13 protein-coding genes and 1 pseudogene are annotated in these 22,682 nt (G+C 55.1%); 4 read left to right on the forward strand and 10 right to left on the reverse strand.

The window, feature by feature from the left end; all coding sequences use genetic code 11:
• The first annotated feature begins 10 nt into the window (after window positions 1–10).
• Entirely contained in the window at window positions 11–295 is a 285-nt protein-coding gene (locus ACIPIN_RS05310; RefSeq protein WP_401116257.1) for a putative quinol monooxygenase, read from the forward strand.
• Between the two features lie 1,189 nt (window positions 296–1,484).
• Here the strand turns inward: ACIPIN_RS05310 and ACIPIN_RS05315 are convergent.
• The 5 genes and pseudogenes from ACIPIN_RS05315 to ACIPIN_RS05335 all read right to left on the reverse strand — a co-directional run.
• Window positions 1,485–2,168 (reverse strand): annotated as a pseudogene (locus ACIPIN_RS05315) (glycosyltransferase family 39 protein); the annotation flags it as partial.
• A 166-nt stretch (window positions 2,169–2,334) separates the two neighbouring features.
• Window positions 2,335–3,867 (reverse strand): glycosyltransferase family 39 protein, encoded by a 1,533-nt coding sequence (locus ACIPIN_RS05320; RefSeq protein ID WP_401116260.1) that lies wholly within the window; start codon window positions 3,865–3,867, stop codon window positions 2,335–2,337.
• The gene (locus ACIPIN_RS05325; RefSeq protein WP_401116262.1) at window positions 3,861–5,366 is read right to left on the reverse strand and encodes a glucosyltransferase domain-containing protein; all 1,506 of its coding nucleotides are present in this window, start codon (window positions 5,364–5,366) and stop codon (window positions 3,861–3,863) included. The genes ACIPIN_RS05320 and ACIPIN_RS05325 overlap by 7 nt, the downstream gene beginning before the upstream one ends.
• Before the next feature lie 40 nt (window positions 5,367–5,406).
• On the reverse strand, window positions 5,407–6,348 hold the full coding sequence (locus ACIPIN_RS05330; RefSeq protein ID WP_401116265.1) for a glycosyltransferase family 2 protein: 942 nt from the start codon (window positions 6,346–6,348) through the stop codon (window positions 5,407–5,409).
• Window positions 6,345–6,821: a GtrA family protein gene (locus ACIPIN_RS05335; RefSeq protein WP_401116267.1), complete on the reverse strand. Its 477-nt coding sequence runs from the start codon at window positions 6,819–6,821 to the stop codon at window positions 6,345–6,347. The genes ACIPIN_RS05330 and ACIPIN_RS05335 overlap by 4 nt, the downstream gene beginning before the upstream one ends.
• A gap of 199 nt (window positions 6,822–7,020) precedes the next feature.
• On the opposite strand from ACIPIN_RS05335, the gene ACIPIN_RS05340 reads away from it, so the two are divergent.
• On the forward strand, window positions 7,021–8,145 hold the full coding sequence (locus ACIPIN_RS05340) for an OpgC family protein (RefSeq protein WP_401116270.1): 1,125 nt from the start codon (window positions 7,021–7,023) through the stop codon (window positions 8,143–8,145).
• Between the two features lie 142 nt (window positions 8,146–8,287).
• On the opposite strand, the gene ACIPIN_RS05345 is transcribed toward ACIPIN_RS05340, so the two are convergent.
• Window positions 8,288–9,706, reverse strand: a complete 1,419-nt coding sequence (locus ACIPIN_RS05345) for an amino acid permease (RefSeq protein ID WP_401116273.1) — start codon at window positions 9,704–9,706, stop codon at window positions 8,288–8,290.
• Window positions 9,707–10,268: 562 nt separating this feature from the next.
• Between ACIPIN_RS05345 and ACIPIN_RS05350 the strand changes: the two genes are divergently transcribed.
• Together ACIPIN_RS05350 and ACIPIN_RS05355 are read left to right on the forward strand one after the other, a co-directional pair.
• A complete protein-coding gene (locus tag ACIPIN_RS05350; RefSeq protein WP_401116275.1) occupies window positions 10,269–13,412 on the forward strand; it encodes a transglycosylase domain-containing protein in 3,144 nt (1,047 codons plus the stop codon).
• An 82-nt stretch (window positions 13,413–13,494) separates the two neighbouring features.
• The gene (locus ACIPIN_RS05355) at window positions 13,495–18,642 is read left to right on the forward strand and encodes an NEL-type E3 ubiquitin ligase domain-containing protein (protein ID WP_401116278.1); all 5,148 of its coding nucleotides are present in this window, start codon (window positions 13,495–13,497) and stop codon (window positions 18,640–18,642) included.
• A gap of 292 nt (window positions 18,643–18,934) precedes the next feature.
• Here ACIPIN_RS05355 and ACIPIN_RS05360 read toward each other — a convergent pair whose 3' ends face one another.
• From ACIPIN_RS05360 to ACIPIN_RS05375, 4 genes are all read right to left on the reverse strand, one after another.
• Window positions 18,935–20,008 (reverse strand): hypothetical protein, encoded by a 1,074-nt coding sequence (locus ACIPIN_RS05360; RefSeq protein WP_401116281.1) that lies wholly within the window; start codon window positions 20,006–20,008, stop codon window positions 18,935–18,937.
• Window positions 20,009–20,070: 62 nt separating this feature from the next.
• Window positions 20,071–20,559, reverse strand: a complete 489-nt coding sequence (locus tag ACIPIN_RS05365; protein ID WP_401116284.1) for a CS1 type fimbrial major subunit — start codon at window positions 20,557–20,559, stop codon at window positions 20,071–20,073.
• Window positions 20,560–20,599: 40 nt separating this feature from the next.
• The gene (locus ACIPIN_RS05370; RefSeq protein WP_401116287.1) at window positions 20,600–21,343 is read right to left on the reverse strand and encodes a molecular chaperone; all 744 of its coding nucleotides are present in this window, start codon (window positions 21,341–21,343) and stop codon (window positions 20,600–20,602) included.
• A 59-nt stretch (window positions 21,344–21,402) separates the two neighbouring features.
• A complete protein-coding gene (locus ACIPIN_RS05375; protein WP_401116290.1) occupies window positions 21,403–22,659 on the reverse strand; it encodes a hypothetical protein in 1,257 nt (418 codons plus the stop codon).
• Window positions 22,660–22,682 lie beyond the last annotated feature (23 nt).

A 22,682-nucleotide genomic window follows, 5' to 3' on the forward strand; every position in this document is an offset into this window, starting at 1 on the left:
GGAAGAAACCATGCTGAAAGTGATTGCCCAGGATTTCATCAAACCCGAACATATCGAAACCGTCCGCCCGTGGTACACCGAACTGGTGGAGAAAACCCGACAGGAGCCGGATTGCATCGCTTATGTCCTATTCGTCGACCAGAAAGACCCGGGGCATTTCATCTTCGTCGAGCAATGGCCGAATCAGGCCGCGCTGGATGCTCATTGCCAGTCGGAGCACTTCAGACGGTTGGTGCCGCAGATCAACCGCTATCAGGCCAAAGATTGCATTGTTGTGCTGATGGATGAGTTCTGACCTCCATTCGAGATACGAAAAACGGGACAATTAAACACACTCAACCGCCGCGTCCCTTTCCAGCCGGCGTCTGTAGCCACCATACGAGGCATCCGTTTACTGTCAGAAATAATGGGTAGCCCATCGTTTCGGACAAGCGATCCCATCGCACACCTGGAAGTTGCTCACTGGAGAGGTAAATGGCGAGTTCTATTCACGGATGTGGCAGATGGCGCGGGCTGACAGCTTTGAGGCCAATGCTGTGTGACGCATACTCGTGACCATCAGGTGGCTGAGTAGAACAGCCACTGGTGGTTTGGTTTGCAGAGGCGCTGGTCAAATAGAGTCGAAGCTCCATGTCCCCCTCGCCTTGCGCGAACACGCATTGCCAATTGCCTGGAAAATGGTTTTCATCATCCGCCAGGCGAGTCGATGTCACCCACCACACTCGCTTGATGTCTGGCGATACGCTGACAAGGTTGTCGAGAAAGACTTTATCCCGATCCTGGTAAATCAACGTGGACGCGCCATAGCCGTTGGGTCGGTTATCCGTGCTGTTATCCCAGGGCGCCTGATACAACCGTGGTTGAATATCGGAGCGATTGTAGTAAGCAACGCTGTAATACCAGTACGCGCCATCCACAATGATGTTGTCGCCTGCGACAGCGCTCTCATTGATACGCGACACAATATTGTCAAGCGGGTAAATGGATTCATTACGCGGATCATCCAGATCATCTTGTTGTTTATAGATAGTATTCAGCCCCATGAGCTGAACTCCGACCATCAACAGGACAGACACCCATGCCAGGACACGTGTGCGACGGGCAACCCGGCTTATTGCCAACGCTACAATCATCGGCAAGCCAAGCGCCGCAAATGCCATGTACCGTTCAACAAATATGGGAAAACCGAATGACACCATAAAAATAATCAGCACCGGCAACAGCACATAGATAACCAGCAATAACTCAAGTTTCAACCTGCTTCGTGCCTTGAGCCCGACCCACACCACCGATGCCAGCACCAGCGCCGGAAGCAATACATAAACCGGGCTTGCAAACTCCAGCCCATTCTTCACCGTTAAAAATTTCCAGACCGCTGAAGGCAACGTATAAATCGTCAATTCAGGTATCCAGTAAATATCCCCTCCCGTCTTTAACTTCTCTGTATTTAAAAACACCTCATTACCCAGGCTGATCAACCAAGGGATATAAAGAAAAACAATGAGCACATTAGCGGCCCACCATATCGGCCGTGAGAGGTAATGAAGCGTTTCATCTCGCTGAAGGCGCAAGACAACGAGGTATAACCAGTGAGACAGCAAACATAAAACAGCCAGGTAATGTGTGTATAAGGCGGCCATCATGAGCACGACATAGCCTGCCAGGTATCGATTGCGAGCGCTTTTGATCCAATAAACCAGGGCAATAGTTGCTCCCAGCAGCCACATCCCCTCCAGCGTATACATCCGGGCTTCCTGGCTGTAGCGAACTGATATCGGCAACAAGGCCAGAAAAAGCCCGGCCAACAAGGCCACCCTTGGCGTGGTGATCAATCGCATCAACCAAACACCCAGCATGACTGTCGCGACACCCGCGAGCGCGCTCATGGCCCGAATCGCAAACACTCCCTCACCAAAAACAGACATCCAGGCATGGAGCAATAAAAAATACAGCGGCGGATGAACGTCATGCCCCAGGTGAAACCAGATACGCTCCGGCGACTGAACCCCCACCAATGCCGAGAACGCTTCATCGGTCCAGAAATAGGGAAGGCTGATGTCGTAAAACCGCACAATGAGCGCAAGCATCATGACAAGCACCCACCCACCGCTACCTACCGATAAGCGCTGGGATAGAAACCCTGTACCGCCACGATGTTGAAGACCCATATGCCCCCCCTGACAACGTAAACCTGATAGAAACAGGTACCTGACCACGGACTGCTGACCTTCGCCGTGGATCCGTGTTTACGCTAAACGCACTCGATAAAACGGACTGCTGTCATTGATAAAGGCTAGCTAACAAGGCTGCTCAGGTCGGTTTTTTTTAGCTGCTTCACGGAATCCCGGGACCCACTGAAAACAGCCGGACGTCTCCATCACCCGCGGTAAAGGTGTCGAGCAACTGCCAGTGTTCAGGGATAACTACCTTTTGCGCCCCGTCACCACGACCGTCCAGAACCCACACCCGACCTGAGCTCGGCGTTAGCCATTCAAGGTTATCGAGATAGACCTTATCTGCGTTTTGTTGAATCAGCGTCGATGTCATATAGCCGTCAGGACGCCCGGAAGTACCGTCCTGATGCGGTGGCGTATAAAACATCGGCGTCACCCCGGTCTTGTTGTAGTAAGCGAATGGATAGTAAAGAAACATATTCGCAACCACTACACCGTCATCAGCACGAGCCAGTGCATTGATGTGTTCTGCCAGGGCATCCACCTTGTTTACCTCGGCATACACAATATGCCCCTTGTGATAGATGTTATATAACCCGACACTTTCTGTAGACACCATCAATACCAGCAGAATAAAAGACAACGCTTTTCCGCGCTCCCACAGTACATCCAGTCCAACCGCAACGATCATCGGCAGGCCCAACGCAGCGAATACAAAATAACGATAAACAAACAGTGGTCGAATGAGTGAGACAATCGCAATCAAAGCCAGCGGAATCCAGGTATACATGACGAGTAGCATGCCGAACTTATTCTCACTCCTGTCCCGCATGACAATCACTACCGAAACCGCCAAGAATAAAAGTGGCAAGCTATAGAACATCCCAATCGACTCTTTTGGACCTTCGCTATAGCTCACAAACTGCCAGAACGCTGAAACCACAGTAGGAACGTCCAGCGGCACTATCCAGTTGAAACCGGAAAGTCTTGACTGATTTATCAGGCTGGGAATCCAGGGCACAAAAAGCAATATAACGGTCCCATTGGCCACCCACCACGCGGGCGCTAATAACGGTTGATGTTTTACATCGTGCGAAAACCTCAGCACCCACAGATAGGCCCAATGCGATGCCATACACACCGCCGCAAAATAGTGGGTATAAAGTCCTGCCACCATCAGCAACGCATAGACCGCAAGCGGCCAATGACCGCCCGAGCCTTTTACCCAGAAAACGAAAGCAATCGTCGCACCGACCATTAACAGTGCGAGCAACGCATACATGCGAATTTCCTGACTGTAGCGAACCGCTATTGGCAGTAACGCCAACATAATGCCGGCCAGCATCGCCGCTCGTCGTGTACTGACCAAACGAACCAGCCAGATACCCAGCGCGACGGTCGCGACATCCGCCATCGCACTCAGACTTCGGGCAGCAAAAACGCCATTCCCGAACACACTCATCCATTCATGCAATATCAGATAATACAGCGGTGGGTGCACATCTCGAGCGGTATGAAACAGGATTTGAGACGGAGAATATGAACTCAGCAGCAAGGTAAAGCCTTCATCAGCCCAGATAGCCGGTTTGCTCAGGTCGTGAAAACGCACCCATGCCGCCAATAGAATAATCGACAGTGCCCAGCACTTACCTTGGAGAGTACTGGCACTCGAACTGTTGATTCTGTTTACCACTTATCTTCTCCAGAAGAGGGCACTTCTCTCATAACAATAAAGCCATAATCGCCAATCAGATAAATCGAATAAAACTTACTGTTCACCACGGGCGTGTACCTTCGATAACCTACCAGCGTCGCATTTCTCCGTTCCTTTTCTGGAACGACATTGGTAATGCCCGCCCTGAGTAGATTTTCGGACAGCATATAAAAATCAATATTAAGTATATATTTCAGCACCGGGAGCTGTTCAAAGCTTCCCTTAGCGCTTAGCAACCAACTATTTGAATAGTTGATTGCCATGTATATTCGCTTCGCTTCGCGCAAGCGCTGATGGGAAGCAATATCATAGGCCATATTGAACTCAGCACTCAGTCCGAACTCTTTCTGCAGATTCAGCACCCGCCCATACGCATACGAAATCGAAAGCATGCTGAGCAACGGCACAACCAATAAAACACCGAGCCTGGCGTTAACCGTCACTAACAGCTGATGAACCAGATAAAACAAAAACACCAGAAGCACACCAAAACCCAATAACGTTCTGGCGCCCTCATTGAAAAACCTGAATAACAGGGCCGAACCTGAGACCAAAAAAACCAGGAATAAAGTCAGCAACAAATACAAAAAAACCAACAGCATCCTTTTTAACAACGTCTCTTTTCCTTGAGTGATTTTTCGCCCAACCAGCCCTCCTCCAACGACCGCTAACAACAATACAGCCCACGACAACCAACGATTTCCGCCCTGAAAAAGCAATCCGATTTTTTCGACTAATAATCCCCCATTACTCAGGATCAGCCAAAGCCCGCTCACATTGAACGGAATCATCTCCACGCGCTCTTGGGTCATGAATGGATAGGCCAGCAAAAAATAAATGATCAATCCTGCTAGCAACTGCAACGCTTTCAATCCTGCCATTGACGCTAGACAAGCAAGGGACTCTTTATTATTAAGACCTCTAACGAGCTCAATGCAGCACAGCCCCAAAAACACATTGATACTCAGTTGATACAAGCCGAGCCCAACAGCAATAAATGCGCCGGACACCCCTACCTGAACGGCAGTAGTTTTGCTTTGAAATACAATTGCATAAATAACCGCCACCAGGCTCAACGCCGTTGCTGGCCCGTCATATTGATAAGATAAATTCTGCAAAAAAAACGGGTTATACCACAGTGACAGGAGTACCAGGCAGCATGAGAGATTGGGTACTTTGTAGTAATGCATCGTCAGCTTCGTCAAGGCAAAAGCCATGGCAAGCGTGGCGATCAACAGGGGTAACGGGAAAATATTGGGCGCGCCCGAGGTGAAGGTCAAAGCATTGTAAAACAACTCGGTAAATAAACGCCCCTGCTCCGTCCAGGCAGTACCGGCAGCCAAGGACCGCCAGCTATCGTCTATATAGTAGTAATCAACCAGTATCAGAGGAAATACGTAAACAACAGTGGCCAGTAAAAAAAACACGAACACTTCACGACCGAGCAACTCCTTAGTCAAAAAATTCGCCACCCTCATTTCGGCGCTCCTTTCCCAGCCCTGACTTCACAGACTTCTCTTACAGTTCGCGCTTTCCTTTGCCGCCAATAATATCTTTCACCACATACCTCGGCCGATGTTTCGACTCAATATAAATTCGACCGACATACTCACCCAATATGCCAATACCGATCAGTTGCACACCACCGAGAAACAGAATAGCGGTCATCAATGAAGGATAACCCGGCACGTTATTACCGAAGAAAATCTTGTCCAGCACCATATAAATCGCATAAAAAATTGCAAACAGGGAAATCGCACTACCGACATACGTCCACAACTGCAAGGGCACCGTACTAAAAGAAGTAATACCTTCCAGCGCCAGGTTCCAGAGTTTCCAGATATTGAACTTGGACGTGCCCGCCACGCGTTGGGCCCGTTCATATTCGACGACCACCGTATTGAAACCCGCCCACGACAGGATGCCCTTCATGAATAACCTGTGTTCCGGGAGCGTGCGGATCACGTTCACGACCTTGCGGTCCATCAACCGAAAATCACCGACGTTCTCTTCTATCCGGGTATAAGCGATCCGGTTCAACAGGTGATAGAACAGTGCCGCGCTCTGCCGTTTCATATAACCGTCGGCGGTGCGATCGTGGCGCTTGGCAAGAACCACATCAGCCCCGTTCTTCCATTCCTGGATCAGTAGCGGGATCACGCTGATCGGGTCCTGCAAGTCGACATCCATCGGTATCACCGCATCGCCACTGGCGTACTCCAACCCGGCAAATAACGCGGGTTCCTTGCCGAAGTTGCGCGAGAAGTTGATGACCAGCACATGCTCATCCGCCAACGCGAGGGCCTTGGCCTGCTCCGCAGTCTGGTCGGAACTGCCGTCATTGATGAACACGATCTCGACGTCACAATCAGCGATCGACAGTTCCTGACGCACAGCCTGATAAAACAGGTCAATCGCCTGCTCTTCATTGAACACCGGGACAATCAGCGAGATCTTCACTGCTCGCGCTCCCGAAAGATGAAAAACTTCGAATAAAAGAAACCACAGACCAGACTGATGCCGGAAAAGACCACCAAGGTCACTAACCCCGGCAGCAGTAACTGATCCGCCACATACCCCACGCCATAGCTCAATAGGCCCATGAACCCGACAAACAGTAGATAGCGTAAAACACTGGTTTTTTGTTTGAAGGTGTATCGCGCATTGGCATAAAAGGAAAAAGAGACAGCCAGACAAAAACCCACGAAGTTACTGGGTGCCTGACGAAAACTCATGACCGTGTGCAGAACAAAAAACGTCGACCAGTGGATCAACGTATTAAGCAGGCCAACCGACACGAATCCGGGAAAACCGTGAAATGCGGCTCTCAAGTTCATTGCGTTTGTTTCCAATTTGAACGCGCGCCCTGGAGAGAGCTTGGCACCCCTGCCCCACTTGTCTACTTTCCAGTCAACGATTAGACCAATGGCCAAAAAATGCCGTTCTACCGACTCGCGTCAACTATCAGTTGCATGCCCTTGCCCTGCCCCTCCCGCCGCTGAGACATCCGGTAATAGCCGAGCTTTGCAATTACCGTCAAATCACGCCACCCTGCGCGCCGCCGATGTGCGGCGCGCAACCTTTTGCGCCGCTGACCACTCTTTACTCTCCCCTTTTCAAGAGCCCGTTGTCATGACCCAAGGACGCGACCTTCGTATCGATTTCTTTCGCGGACTGGCGCTGATCTTCATTTTCTGGGATCACGTGCCACAGAACCCCCTCGCCCATATCACGGTGCGCAATTTCGGTTTCAGTGATGCGGCGGAAATCTTCGTGTTTCTGGCGGGCTACGCGGCGGTACTGGCCTACGGCAAGATTGCCCGGCGCGATGGTTTTTTGATCGCCACCGTGAAAATCCTGCGCCGCGCCTGGGTGCTGTACGTGGTGCATATCTTTCTGCTGGCGGTGCTGATGGGCATCGTGTTCTTCGCCAACAGTCACGTGGAAACCCGTGACCTGGTGCAGGAAATGGGTCTGCAGTACTTTCTCAGCAACCCGCAACAGGCCTTGGTCGATGAGTTGCTGCTGCGCTTCAAACCCAACTTGATGGACCCGTTGCCGCTGTACATTCTGCTGTTGCTCGGGCTGCCGCTGGTACTGCCGATGTTGCTGCGCAAGGCCGAGTACGTGGTGGGGTTGTCGGTGGTGCTGTACATGCTGGCGCCATGGTTTCAGTGGAACCTGGCGGCCACCGACGGCGGCGTATGGTTCTTCAACCCGATGGCCTGGCAGTTGCTGTTTATCCTCGGTGGCGCTGCGGCGATTCACGGTCAGCGCCCCCTTGTACCGGACACCCGTACCTTGCCGCATCAGCCATTGTTTGTTGCGGCAGCGACCTATCTGCTGATCTCCGGACTGATTGCGTTGTCGTGGAAATGGCCGACGGTGCATGACGCATTCATGCCCCGAATGCTTGGCGAATGGCTGTACCCGATCAGCAAGACCAACCTGTCACCGGCGCGACTGCTGCACTTTTTGGCGCTGGCCTATGTCATTGCCAAACTCTTGCCCAACAGCGGCTGGACGCAAAACTGGCTGGCGCGGCAAAGCTGCCGCATGGGCCGTTATTCGCTGGAAGTGTTTTGTTTGGGGGTGCTGCTGGCACCGTTAGCGGACATGCTCAACTCACTGGCAGAAGATGCGTTGGCGATACAGGTTTTCAGTGCGTTGCTGGGAGTGGGGTTGATGGCCGTACTGGCCGCGTGGCTGGATTGGAACAAACGCTTGAATCGACCGATGCAAGCGGCAGCCGCTTAAGATCAAAGGATCGCAGCCTGCGGCAGCTCCTACAGGGAACACGATCAGCGTAGGAGCTGCCGCAGGCTGCGATCCTTTGATCTTCAAAAACAAAAGCCCCGCTCATAAAGACCGGGGCTTTTGCATTTCAGGCGTTACGCACTCAAGAAACCGAGCGCACCGCACCTTGCGAGACGTTGGTCGGTTGCAACTTGAACACGTAAAACAGCACCGTCAGCAGCACCAGGAACGCAGGCCCCACATAGAGCGCGACGCGGGTGTCCGGGAAGTAGGCCATCAGGCCAACCACCAACACCAGGAACGTCAGCGCCAGGTACGAGCTCACCGGGTACAGCCACATGCGGTACTTGAGGCCGGCACGTTCAGCCGGGGTCAGGCCCTTGCGGAACCTGAGCTGCGCCAGCAGGATCATCACCCAGGTCCAGATCGCACCGAAGGTCGCGATGGCGGTGACCCAGACAAAGACTTTCTCCGGCACCAGGTAGTTGAGCAACACGCCGAGCAACAGCGCGCCGATCGACAGCAACAAGGCGCGACGCGGCACACCGTTCGAGGTTTTGGCGAAACCGGCTGGAGCCTGACCGTTCTGCGCCAGGCTGTAGAGCATGCGCCCGGTGCTGAAGATGCCGCCGTTGCAGGACGACAGCGCGGCAGTGATCACCACGAAGTTGATGATGCCGGCAGCGGTCTTGATACCCAAACGCTCGAAGGTCATCACAAACGGACTGCCCTGAGTGCCGATTTCGTTCCACGGGTAGATCGACAGAATCACGAACAGCGCGCCGACGTAGAACAGCAAGATGCGCCAGAACACCGAGCCGATCGCATTCGGAATAGTCTTCTGCGGATTCTTCGCTTCACCGGCGGTCAAGCCGATCATCTCGACGCCCAAGTAGGCGAACATCACCATTTGCAGGGACATCAACACGCCCTGCACGCCATTCGGCATAAAGCCGCCGTGACTCCACAGGTTGGAAATCCCCAGCGCAACGCCGTCGTTGCCGAAGCCGAATGCGATCACGCCGATACCACCGACCACCATCGCGATGATGGTGACGATCTTGATCAGGGCGAACCAGAATTCGAATTCACCGAAGGCCTTGACCGCGATCAAGTTGATCGAGCCCATGCTCACCAACGCCGCCAGCGCCCAGATCCAGCGCGGCACATCGGGAAACCAGATGCCCATGTACACCGCCACCGCGGTAATTTCCGCAACGCAGGTCACCAGCCACAGGAACCAGTAGTTCCACCCTGTGAGGAAGCCTGCCAACGGGCCGAGATAATCTTGTGCATAACGACTGAACGAGCCGGCGACCGGGTTGTGCACGGCCATTTCGCCGAGGGCGCGCATGATCACCAGGATCGCCAGACCGCCGATGATGTAAGACAGCATGATTGCCGGGCCGGCCATTTCGATGGCCTTGGCTGAACCGAGGAACAGACCGACACCGATACAGGCGCCGAGCGCCATCAGGCGAATATGCCGTTCGCCGAGTTCGCGTTTGAGCGGGCCGCCCTGAGCGGTCTCGCCGTGGGGCTGGTGATTGCCAACGGGCATAGGGGTACAACCTCCATATTGTTATTGGATATGACCACCGAGTGTCGAAGCGCAGACCGATAAGCCTGAACTTCCTGATACCGGATCCACTTCGTGGGTAGATCCGTCTTGTAGGACAAAACCTGCAAGATCAGCGGGGCGTGCAGTATAAAAAGCTCCCTACAGGGTTTTTCACTCTATAAACGACAATATTCAGCTAGAATTCTCGGTAAAATCCGCATTTGCGGAGGTGCATTACCTGGGATTCAGGCTTCAACTCGCCAATGAAGCGGCACCGAGTATTGCACAGCAATGGTGCAGCGTCATGCCCCTACCCAGGCCGTATTTACCGGCCTGATGGCTCTATCTCAATACTTACGACCCAATCCGCCTCTGTAGGAGCTGCCGAAGGCTGCGATCTTTCGCTCTTGGGCCGACCAAGTAAAGATCGCAGCCTTCGGCAGCTCCTACGCAAGGGCAGCATTGTTCGTCGACGAAGTCATTCACAAATTTTTCACCAGTTCCAACCAGCGTCTAAGCTTCAGACAAGTCCGATAAATCTGCGTGAATGGATCAATCGACTATGGGCGCTTTATGGCAATCTGATTCGAGTAAAACTGTGGAACCAACTGATCGCGTGGAAGAAGCGCCTTTACCGAAAAAACCTCGCCGCCATCGTTATGGATGGAGGCTGTTCTGGTTGTTGTTATTGATCATTCTGGTCGCGCTCGGTTTTGCAGCCTCCAAGGAAATGCGCACCTCGAAACTGCAGGCGCGCGAATTCAGCCAATTTGCCGCATCGCTGAGCTATTCGATGCAACCCGGTCCCAGCGATTCGATTTTCTATCCGGGCGATGGGCCTTTCGACAAACGTCTGGGCTACAGTTCTTTGGGCGAGTTTTTGCCGCGTTTGCTCAAGCGTGACTACATGATCACCGCGCAAACCCGCTTCTCACCAAAACTGTTCGACTACAGCGAAAAGGGCTTCTTCGTGCCCTACGCGGAGAAAATTCAGGCTGGTTTATCCATTACCGACTGCCGCGCCGCGCCGTTGTATCAGTACAACTATCCGCAGCAGCTGTATTCGAGCTTTGCTGCGATCCCGCCGCTGGTGGTGCACAGCCTGCTGTTCATCGAGAACCGTGACCTGCTCGACCCCAATCAACCCTTGGCCAACCCTGCCGTGGACTGGCCGCGTTTTGGCAAAGCCGCCTGGTCGCAAGTCGCCAAACTGTTGCACCTGCCGGGCCAGACTGCCGGTGGCAGCACCCTGGCCACTCAGCTGGAAAAATACCGCCACTCGCCCGATGGCCTCACAGTGTCAGGCAGTGAAAAAATACGTCAGATGATTTCCGCCAGCGTGCGTGCTTATCAAGATGGCCCGCACACTGTCGCGGCTCGTCAAAACATTGTGCGCGACTACCTCAACAGTGTGCCGCTGTCGGCGGTGCCCGGCCACGGTGAAGTGCATGGTATGGCCGAAGGGCTGCGCGTCTGGTACGGCGCCGATTTCAGCCAGGTCAACGAAAACCTGAGGAGTGTTGCCAGTGATCCGCTGAGCCTGTCCAAACGCGGCCTGGCCCTGCGTCAGGTGCTGTCGCTGATGATCGCCCAGCGCCGGCCTTCACACTATTTGTCCAAGGGTCGAGAAGAACTGGCAGACCTCACCGACAGCCACATCCGCCTGCTCGCACAGAACGCTGTGATCGACGCCCCGCTGGCTGACGCCGCGCTGGCCAGCAAGGTGACCTACCGCGACTGGCAACTGCAACCGACCATCCAGCCGATCGAGGGCAACAAGGGCATCAGCGTCGCCCGCAGTCGACTGGGCGCCCTGCTCAATCGCCCTCTGTATGACCTCGATCGCCTCGACCTGTCGGCCACCAGCACCTTGCAATACGACCTGCAAACCAAGGCCACCGAGTACCTCAAGCACCTGGCCGACCCAACCTACGCGGCGCAATTGGGCCTGCTTGGCGAACACCTGCTGACCCCCACCAGCACGACTCAGGTGCGCTACAGCTTCACCCTGTTCGAGCGGACCCCTGATGGCTCGCGTGTGCGCGTACAAACCGACAGCACCGATCAGCCCTTCGACATCAACGAGGGCAGCAAACTGGAACTGGGCTCCACCGCCAAACTGCGGGTGCTCACCAGCTACCTGCAGATCATCTCCGAGCTGCACGACCGTTATGGCGCCAAGACACCGGCCGAGTTGAAGAAAACCGAGGTCCCCGAGCAGGACCGGATATCCCGCTGGGCCGTCGATTACCTGACTCAGAACACCGACCGCAGCCTGCCGAAAATGCTCGATGCGGCGCTCAACCGTACCTACTCGGCCAACCCCGGCGAGTCATTTTTCACTGGCGGCGGCCTGCACACCTTTCACAACTTCCGCAAAGAAGACAACGGCCGCAGCCCGACCCTGCGCGATGCCCTGCGCGAATCGATCAACCTGCCGTTCATTCGCTTGATGCGCGACCTGGTGCGCTACAGCACTTACTCGGGGCCCAACAGCAGCGGCCAATTGCTCAATGATGACGACAACCCGCGGCGCCAGGAGTATCTGGCGCAATTCGCCGACCACGAGGGCACCGCGTTTTTACTGCGCTTCTGGAAGAAGTACCAGAAAAAGGACACCCAGGCTCGCCTCGAGACCTTCCTCGACGGCATGCACCCGACGGCGATTCGTCTCGCGGCGGTGCACCGCTACCTGCTGCCCGAGGCCAGCCAGGAAAGCTTCAACAGCTTTGTGCGCGCGCATCTGAAAACAGCCAAAAAAACCGATAAAAATATTGAAAAACTCACCGGAAAACCCAACGAAAAACTCACTGACGAGCGCCTCGAAAAACTCTATAAAACCTACGGGCCGGGCGCCTTTGATCTACCCGATCAAGGCTTCATCGCCAAGGTCCACCCACTGGACCTGTGGCTGATGGGTTACCTGCTGAACAACCCCGACGCCAAGTTCAGCCAGATCGTCAAAGCCAGTGAGTTCGAGCGTCAGGAAGTCTACAGCTGGCTGTTCAAGAGCCGGCACAGGAGTGCCCGCGACAGCCGTATCCGGACCATGCTGGAGATCGAAGCGTTCCTCGACATTCACCAGCGTTGGCAGAAAGTCGGCTACCCGTTCGATCACCTGGTGCCGTCGCTGGCCACGGCCATCGGCAGCTCCGGCGATCGTCCGGCAGCCCTGGCGGAACTGGTCGGTACGATCCTCAACGATGGCGTGCGTATGCCAACCCTGCGCATCGACAGTCTGCATTTCGCCGCCGACACGCCTTATGAAACAACGCTGATCAACGACCCGAACAAAGGCAAACGCGTGATGCCGTCCGAAGTGGCGACGGCGATGCGTGAAGCGTTGTCGCAAGTGGTGGATGCCGGGACCGCCAAACGGGTCGCCGGTACTTTCAAACTGCCGGACGGCACTCCCCTGGCCATGGGTGGCAAGACCGGCACGGGTGATAACCGCATCGAAGCCTTCGGTTCCGGCGGGCGGGTGCTGAGCTCAAAATCGATCAACCGCACCGCGACCTTCGTGTTCTATATCGGTAACAACCACTTTGGGACCTTGACCGCGTTCGTCCCCGGCGCCTCCGCGCAAGCCTACAAATTCACCTCGGCGTTGCCGGTGCAGGTGCTCAAGGGCATGGCGCCGATTCTCACACCGTACTTGCAACCCGGCACCCACACCCTGTGTCAGACAACCATGGCCGACCGTTGACCATCACGATAACTATGTAACTCATGTGCGCTGCTCATCTGGGTAGGCTGGGCTTTCCCCACCTGACTCAAGGAGATGAGCAGTGTCTGAATTTCCAGGAATCCCTCGCGAGTTGTCCGCCCTCAGAGAACAGGGCGCACATTTTCACAGCATCAAAAATGCCATTTCGCAGCACCATTTCCAGGCGACTGCCGATCGACGTGCGGCACTCAAGCAAACCCGACCGATAACCCCGCCGTGGTACGACAACGCGCCACAAGAACAGAAGAACCAACTGAAAATCCACAATGACGCACTCTTGAAGTCCCAGAACGAGCAGGACCGGATTTTCAAGAAAACCCTGAAAAACATTCATGACTTCGCCAGGGAGCTGCTACGGCCGGAACTGAACAGGCTGGATGCCAACCTCGACCCCGACAGGACCTGGCTGAGGCTCTACGCCCCAAAAAGCCTGGGCCTGTTCGGCATCAAGAGCGATGGCTTTGCCGTCAAGACGTTTTCGTTGTTGCAAGCTGCGCTGCACAACTTCGAAGCCTGGGAAGTTGAGCCCGGATTCTTTGACACGAGTTCTGGTTTCATCAGCCAACCCGACACGCGAGGACACTTTGATCGCGTCCGGACCTCGCTTGGCATCGAGACCTTCACGCGTCTATGCCGAACCCTGGACATTGGTGGAAAGTACCAGGCTTACCTCAAGGGTTTTCTGCGCCCTGAAGACCCGGTCGCTCGCACGTTTCTGCAGAGCAAGGTGACAACCCATCAGAAGAATGCCCTGAAAGCAGCGGCGTACATGGCACTGGTCAAAAAAGACATTGAGCAACGCGATTACGAGCTGCTGCTGAAGGTGGTCGCGGGTCAACAAAAAATCATGGAGGGTGACAAACAGGTTTTCTTCACCAGCCTGAGTGTCATGGGCCTGAGGCTGTCCGACTGTATGGTCTTCACGCCCACCGTTCCACATCGCTATCACCACGGTTATGTGATTGCCTACATTCCCGATGACCCTGAACATCCGGTCAAGCGCTATGCTTCGTTTTCCGAGTTCGAGCAGGAGTTGACCCGGCAATTCATGATCCGCCCGCAAGGCAGTGCCAGCGCGCAAGCGGCTCTGGAACCGACCGACTACCAGGTTTTTTTCAGCCGGTTCGTGGCCGAGCGAGACAAATCCTATTACTTCAGTCGCTTTACCGAGAAGGCCAGCGACGGACCGCCGGAGTCATTTGCGGTCACCTGGCGGCGTCATGAACTGGTACGGATAGCCGAACAAGCACTGCTCTACTCCGAGATGCCAGGACCGCCGGATCGGGCCACGCGCCGCGATCCGATAGACAACCCCTACTTTTATGTCCGGGGCCTGACCATGAAAGGCAAAGGGTTGTGGGAGTCTTTCGACCTCTGGTCACTACTTCACGACATCAAGCTGGATCGTCTGTTTGAAGATGCTCGAATCATGGCCGTCCCCACCGAGGATCAGGATGCCAAGGCCCGATCAGCGCGCTGGGCCAACTACCTGAACATCGGCTTCACCGCTGTTGGCGTATTTGCGATGTTCGTGCCGGGTCTCGGCGAGGTCATGCTGGTGGTCATCGCCGGCCAGTTGCTTTCAGAAGTCCTCGAAGGCGCCATAGAACTCAGCGAAGGTGACCGCGAGGCCGGTTGGGCGCACATCACCGACGTCATCGAAAACGTCGCCACCGCCATCGTCCTCGCACCCGTGTTCCACTACACGGTTTCACCTTTTATCGAAGGCTTGAAGCCGATCAAATTGCCCAATGGCAACACCCGCTTGTGGAAACCCGATCTTGAACCTTACCGCTTCAAGGGCCGACTGCCGGAAAACCTTACCCCGATTGAACCGGGTGTGTACCGACATGCCGGAAAAACCCTTGTGCAGCTCGATACGCACTTCTATGAGGTCAAGGACAACTCGCAGACCGGCCGACAACACCTCCAGCACCCCGCTCGCACCGACGGCTACCAACCGGCACTCAACCATAACGGCTCTGGCGCTTACGTGCTCGAAGGTGAGCAGTCGCGGACATGGGACACGCCAACCCTGCTACGCCGGATGGGGCGTTCGGTGAGCGACCTGAGCGAGGGCCAACGTGAAGAGGTCCGGCAGGCCAGCGGCACACAGCCCGACGAACTGCGCAGGATGTATGCCGAGAACACCACACCCCCACTGTTGTTCGAGGACACCCTCACCCGGTTGAGCATCGACAACGACGTGCAAACCTTCATCGATCAGATGAAAAGCGCCGATCCCGCCGTCTACGCCCAGGCAAACCCGATCACTCAAATGCACCTCATGACGCGCTACGGCCTCTGGCCCGACGGTGTCTCGATGCGAATCATCGACAATCAGTTCCGTCCCCTCTGGGAGCACACCAGCTCAAAAGCGGCGCATGGCCGCAAACTGATCGTGCAACTGAGTGAACGACAGCTACTGGAGGGCAAGCTGCTGGACACTGTGATGGAAACACTCGATGCCAATGCGACGTCGGTCATTCTCGACCAGCCGCTTGATGCCCCACGAGCCCCACTCAAGGTCCGTACCCGACAGCTGCGTCAGACACTGGCCGCACTTGCCCAGCAAAACCGGGCAGCGCTGTTCAATGGCGACTACGCCAACCGCGGCCATACCGGCGACAAGCCTAACGAGGTGATCAAACGCCAATTCCCTGAACTTCCCGCACCACTGATCGAACGGCTGTTAACCCATGCCGACCCGTTGGAAGGGGCCGCCATCAACGACGAAGAGCGCATTCCCCTGCGTTTGAAAAACATCGCCCGGGAACTGCAATCCGAGGTCCGGGCGACCCGGGCCAGTGAAGGGTTTATTCGCGACTCACTGTTTACCCAGAACACCGAACGGCTGGTGCTCGGGGCTCTGCGCCAGAACACCGACACCTTTGGTGATCTACGAATCGAGGTCCGCGTGGGCAGCGTCGACGGTCCGCTGAGTAGCGAGGCAGGTGTGCAGGATGCCTCGACCGTCAGGCTGCTGATCAACAAGGAACCGCAGCGGTACGAGGTCCGCGATGCAGCGCACAACTTGTTGCACCCGGCCGATGACTTCTATGAATCACTCCTGCATGCACTGCCCGATAAACAACGCAGAGCCCTGGGCTATCGGGTTGGCCAGGGCGAGTTCTTCAAACAATGGGTCATGGCCAAAACCGAACCGCCAAGCGTGCGTCGCACCCTGCTGGCCGAACCGCCAGTGCGGGGAGCTCCGCGTCGCGAGACCCTGCTTTTGCTTCGCGGTGGGACCCAGAGCAGAGAAGGCAAGACCCTGACCGAAAGGGTCCAGGACCTCTACCCGAACATGAATCCCCATGAAGTGGCCTCATTCGTTGATTCCTTGAACCGTCACCCCGAGCCCATCGCAGCCGTCGAGCAACTTGAGCGAGAACTCCACGAACTGCGCGTCAGCCTGAATCAATGGCGCTATCGACAGCCCGAACGCTGGGGTCCCGGTGGCCAGAACTTTGTCGACGGCGGGGGGCGATACATTGCCAGGCAACTGATCAAATGCTTCGAACGGCAAACCCGAGCGGACGATGCACCGGGACCGCAGCTGGACAGCGGTTACACCCTGGATCTGTCAAGCGCTTACAGGCAAGACATCAATCTGGGCCAATGGTGGAAAACCCTGCCGGAACTGGGCAAGTATCTGGATAAAGTCACCGCCTTGAACCTGGACAGCACCCCGTTTCCGGCGCAAGCCAATGGCCTGCTGAAAGACTTTCGCAACCTGCGCAGCTTGTCGGCACGCCGATGCCGATTGACTGCGTTGCCTGAACACATCGCCCAGATGCACTTCCTCAAGATGCTACGGCTGAGCGACAACTTCATCCCCTTGACGGCAGAGCATGTTCAGCAACTCAAGGACCTGACCCGCCTGGAAGTCCTGAGGCTCGATAACAATCCATTGGGTCGGGCTCCCGACGTCGGACGCATGCCGGCGTTGCGCGAGTTGACGCTGTTCAACACCAACATCGACACCTGGCCAGAAGGGCTCCGGGCCAAACCCCGCCCCCGTGGTTTTTTCCTCGACATGAGGTTTAACGCCATTACCAGGATTCCTCAGGTCGTTCCGGGGTCCGATGATGCCTTCATCGTGGCGCGCACACGCCTCAACACAATGGACCTGTCGGAGCCGAATCGACTGCGCTATGAAAACTATCGTACGTCGGTGGGAATACCCCGCCGTCATGCCTATAACACACTCGCCGAAAACGCCCGGGAAAAATGGCCAAGATCCAAAGATAGTGGCTGGTGGGGACCTCTCGATGGGCAAGGCGTTGCCCGGCCCGAAGCCTGGTCTGATCTGGGCGCTGAACCCGGCTCAACTGATTTTTTCACCGTCATCGATAGCCTTACGCAGTCTGCTGACTACCGCGCCGACGGCGAGGCACGCCAGCAATTGTCTTCACGGGTGTGGCTAACCATCGATGCCATGGACCTGAACCCCGGGTTGCGCGAAAAACTCTTCGCCATGGCGTCCACCCCCGCCACCTGCGCCGATGCTGGCGCTCAACTCTTCAACAACATGGGCGTGCAAGTGCTGGCCGCCGAGGCGCACGCGTTTTCGACCTCGAACGCCGTGCTGGAAACCAAACTGGTGACGTTGGCCAGGGGGGCTGCACGCCTGGAGCGGGTCAACGAGATTGCCCGTGCCGATATCCAGGCTCGAGGGGGCAACCCGGATGACGTCGAAGTCTATCTGGCCTACCAGACCTCCCTGGCCCAGCGCCTGGATCTGCCGTGGCAGTCACAACAAATGCTCTTTCGGACCGTTGCCGGGGTCAGCGAAGCCAACATCGAGCAAGCCTTTGAAACAGTGACTGAACTCGAGGAAGGCAACGGTCTGGTGGACTCGATGAATGAGCGAGACTTCTGGATCAACTATCTGAATGAGCGTTACCCGAGCGAATTCAGAGAAAATGAAGCGCTGTATCAGACCAGGTCGGGGCTGTTGACCGACTTGATTACCGCGCAACGGGAGTGGGTCGCTTCCGAGGGGTTGAGCACCGAGCAACGAACCGCGCTGCAGGACCGCTTGAAAGTCCTGGCGGACAGGCTATCGATGCCTCACGAGGAGGTTTTTAACGATCAGCCGATGTCCCTGCGAACAGAGGATCGCCTGAACAATGAAATGTACGATCAGGAAAAGCACCTGAGCAGACGCCTGACACACGACGCACTGAAAAAAGCCGGCCTGTAACAGGCTGATCTTGCCCTCACAGCGATGTACTCGAAAGGTGAAAGTGCGCTTTCATCTTTCGAACCTCGACGCGTTGAGCACGCTTAAATGTCCGAATCCCAGATAACGGTCACTCGACCGGAATACTGCCGTTGTTGTCCCGAGGACATCATCTCTGGTACTTCGCCTGAAGGAATTTCGAAGTGCAACGTCCCCGGCTTTCGGTCTACATAAACATCAGGCTGAAACCGTTCTGTCCCACTACCTTCGCGCAGTAATTGCCGCTGCTTGACCGGTTGCCCGCCCGCATCGGTCAAACCAGGCGGAAGACTGACCCTGATATCGAGTGGCACAACATGTCCGGAGACAGGGTCTCGCAGGAACATGTTTTCCCATCCTGGCTGTACTGACACTCCAGTTGCATCTTGAACCGCGAACTCGCTGAAATATTGAATGCTTGATCCCTGAATAAGCGCGTCGGCTTGCGACCTTGTTGCAACCAGCTTTGCCAGCCCCCCGCCGGCACCAACTGAATTTTGTTACCGCCTGGAGGAATATCGACCTTGAGTGTGTGTTGAACATCAAGCGTGAAACTCAACGTCAGCGTGGAGTCACTGGGGTGCATGATATCGCCCATGTCGAAGTCCATTCCCGGGCCGACGCTGTAATCCAAACGACCGATATAGTGTCCTGCGGACATTTTCAACGGGTTGGGGGTCATCAATTCATAACCGATTTGCACCTGGTCATACCTGAAACTCGCGATCCGATAAAAAGCCGTTGGAGCGCACTCGCTCGCGTTCGCTGTCATCCAGAAAAAAGAACGCCAGGTAGGATACACATACATACCTCCACCTGACCCTGAGCAAGGCGAGGGTGGGGCCCATGTCCAGTCAGTCCCACCCCATAAACGTCGGTGCCAGACCGAGTTGTCATCGGAAGGCTCACCTTCACCCACCAGGTTTTGTACTGTGTCGTTGAGGTAATAGCGCCCCCCTATAGAAACGATGCGTACCTCGAGTTCAGAACTTTCATTCGTCTCGACATTTCTGACACTCAACATTCGCCACTCACCTGGAACCTTGAACATCGCCCCCTTTCGCTTGTCGGTGTGCCTGGCCTCAATCGCCGCGATGGATTCAAACTCGATGGGAGTCAACAAAGAGAACAAACCTCTTCCTTGGCAAAACTCCGGTTGCAACTCGCAATGCCCGGTGACGGGCGTTTCATTGATGAACTTGTTGTCCATGGGTTTTGACGGATCAGGGCGGAATGTTGCTTTGATCTCCATGATCGCGCCTTTCGCAGGCTCAACGATCAATCCAGACAACATGACCAACCAAACAGCGCGTCTTGCCTGTTTTTTACATGCACTTATAAGTTTCATCGGTGATTAACCATTTCTTCAATTCAATCAAGCATTCAAGTAGCCGGTTTCGTCTCGATGAATCACGGGGCCGCAGCGCTAAAGATCAACATCACATTGCCGTAATAGCTGCCCGGTTTATAACCGCCCGTCGGCACCTTGGGATCGATGTCCAGGCGTACGCGGCTCCCCGCCATGGCTTCTGCGGCGGACACGACTTGCCGGGGCTGCGGGTCATGGCTCAGTTCCTTGTCGTTGAAACGCACGCGCAAATAGATATCGTCACTGCCATTGGACAAATACGGCTCACTCTCCAGGCGAGCCTCAATCGCGCTGGAGTCGTGCTTGACGTCAAAGGTCTTGCGCAAACCACCCAGGCTGGACGTGTTCAGATTCCACGGCAGAATCTGCTCGCGATGAATCCAGTCGGCCTCGGCCGGTATCACGTAGAACCCCAGGGTGGGGATATCCACCGACACCTCGAAGATGTGTTCTTCGCGCGCCGCGAATACCCAAGAACTCGTCAGCGCCATGACGCCCATCGACGCCACGATTACCCGTTGCTTGATCATGTCTGCTACCTGTTGCCTCAAGGAGAAACCTGCGCGAACGCTATTGGCCGGCGATGTGCAGCGCCTTTTTTGACGACCCTTCGATCAGGTTGAAGCGGTACTCACGACCCGCCTGCTTCTGGAACTCAAAGGCCTTGCCCGCCAGAAGGTGGTGCTTGGTTGTCGGCTCGCAGTCGGTTTCGACTGCGCGCGAGCAGTTCTTGAACTCATCGATCACCACCACCGTGTTGCCGTTATTACGAATCCGGTACGTGCCGGCGCTGTCATCGATCACGCTGTCGAAACGGCTGTTTTTCGGCCGCACGAAGAACACCGTACCGAAACCGGCCATGACGTTGACCCTGGCACTCAGGTGTTTCCTGTAGTCTTCACGCTCTTCGCTGGACACCGCGAATTCGTCCTCCTTTTCCGGCACCACCGGCACGAAACGCACGCGGAAGTAGCGCTCGGTTTCCCGTTCGCCCATGTACAGCAGACGCGTGCCCTGCATACCGTTGGCCGGTACGATCAGGCGAGCGGGACTGGCCATCAGGCCATCGCGTGAACTGGCATCCGCCTGAGTCTTGACCGGGACTTCTGTAGTCGTGCCATCGGCGTTATAGATAATTTCCAGTACGTTGACCTTGACGAAGGCAGTGCTGTCACCGCCATTGAACACTCGCTTCAAGTAAGTACTTTTATCGCCATCCAGATAGTCATAGACCGTCCCGACATTGATATTCGGTGCAGCCTGGATCGCCAGGGACAACCCGCTCAAACCCAACAGTGCTACCAGACGCCTCATAACCCTGAACCTCATGACATTGAACACAACACTCGCCTGACCGATCGATACGCGGCCCATCAGGCTTCCGAATCCCAGATCACCGTGACATTGCCGGAATAGGTGCGCGCGACACCGGGTTGAATCATTGAATACATTTGGTCCTCTGGAACCTCGAAGTGCAGGATGCCAGGGGCCCTGTCCACGTAGAAACCAGGTTGAAAATGCTGCGCACTGGCCGGTCCGGCGAATAATCGACGGTGCTTGACCGACTGCCCGGCGAGGTCCGTCAGGCCGTTGGGCAGGCTGATGCGGACGATCAATGGGGTGTAATGTCCTGATACCAGATCTCTGATTATGCAGTCGTAGGGAAACGAGCTGTACTCGCATTCCAAAGACATTTTGAAGCGTGTCGACGCCGAAATATTGAAGGTCTGATCCCTGGACAGCCGCACGGGCCTGCGTCCCGCCTGCAACCAGCTTTGCCAGCCACCTGGCGGAACCAACCGAATTTTTTCACCGCCGGGGGGCAAATCGACTTTGAGGGTGTGCTGAACATCCAGCGTGAAATTCAAGGTCAATGCCGTGTCGTCGGGTTGCATGACATCGCCCATGTCGAAATCCCCACCGGGGCCGATGGTGTAATTCAATGTTCCCACATAGTGTCCTGAGGACATTGTCAACGGCTTGGGCGTTTTAAGCTGATAGGAAAATTGAAATTCGGAATACCTGAAGTTCGGAATCATGAAGAGTGCCTGCTTGAAACAAACCCTGCTCCCCTCTGGAACCGTCCAAAACGATACAAACAATGTGCTATGTCCATAACCTAGATCAGTACGGACACAAGGCGGTGCGGGATATGACCAACTGTTGCCCTTCCACAGGGCATGATGATTGCCGCCCCCCGTAAGGTCCTCGACAGGTACAGGAAGGTGATAGACGCTACCTACTCCTGCAATTCGCACTTCAACCGTCTCGGACTCCCCGGTAACAGTATTTCTGACATTTACACTTCGCCAGGTGGAAGGCACTTTGAACATGGGATTTTGTCGTGGGTCATCTTCATTCGGCCTGATTGCAGTCTGAGAATAAAAAGAGACTGGAATACTCAGACTGAATATGCCTAAATTTTTACAGTCGACCAAATACGAACTGCAGTAACCGCTATTGGGTGTTTTATTGATAAATTCATTATGTTGCGGATTTGCCGAGTCAGGATTAAATGTGGCAGTTATTTCCTGCGTGAGCGCAACAACGTTTGTCGAAGACACGAAACACAATGAACTAAACAACGCAGTGCTCTTTATCAAGAGTATTAAAACCTTCACCTTCATCATGAATATTCCTCTAATAATGCCCG

The sequence above is a fragment of the Pseudomonas sp. NPDC087697 genome, assembly GCF_044743155.1.
Classification (GTDB): Bacteria; Pseudomonadota; Gammaproteobacteria; order Pseudomonadales; family Pseudomonadaceae; genus Aquipseudomonas.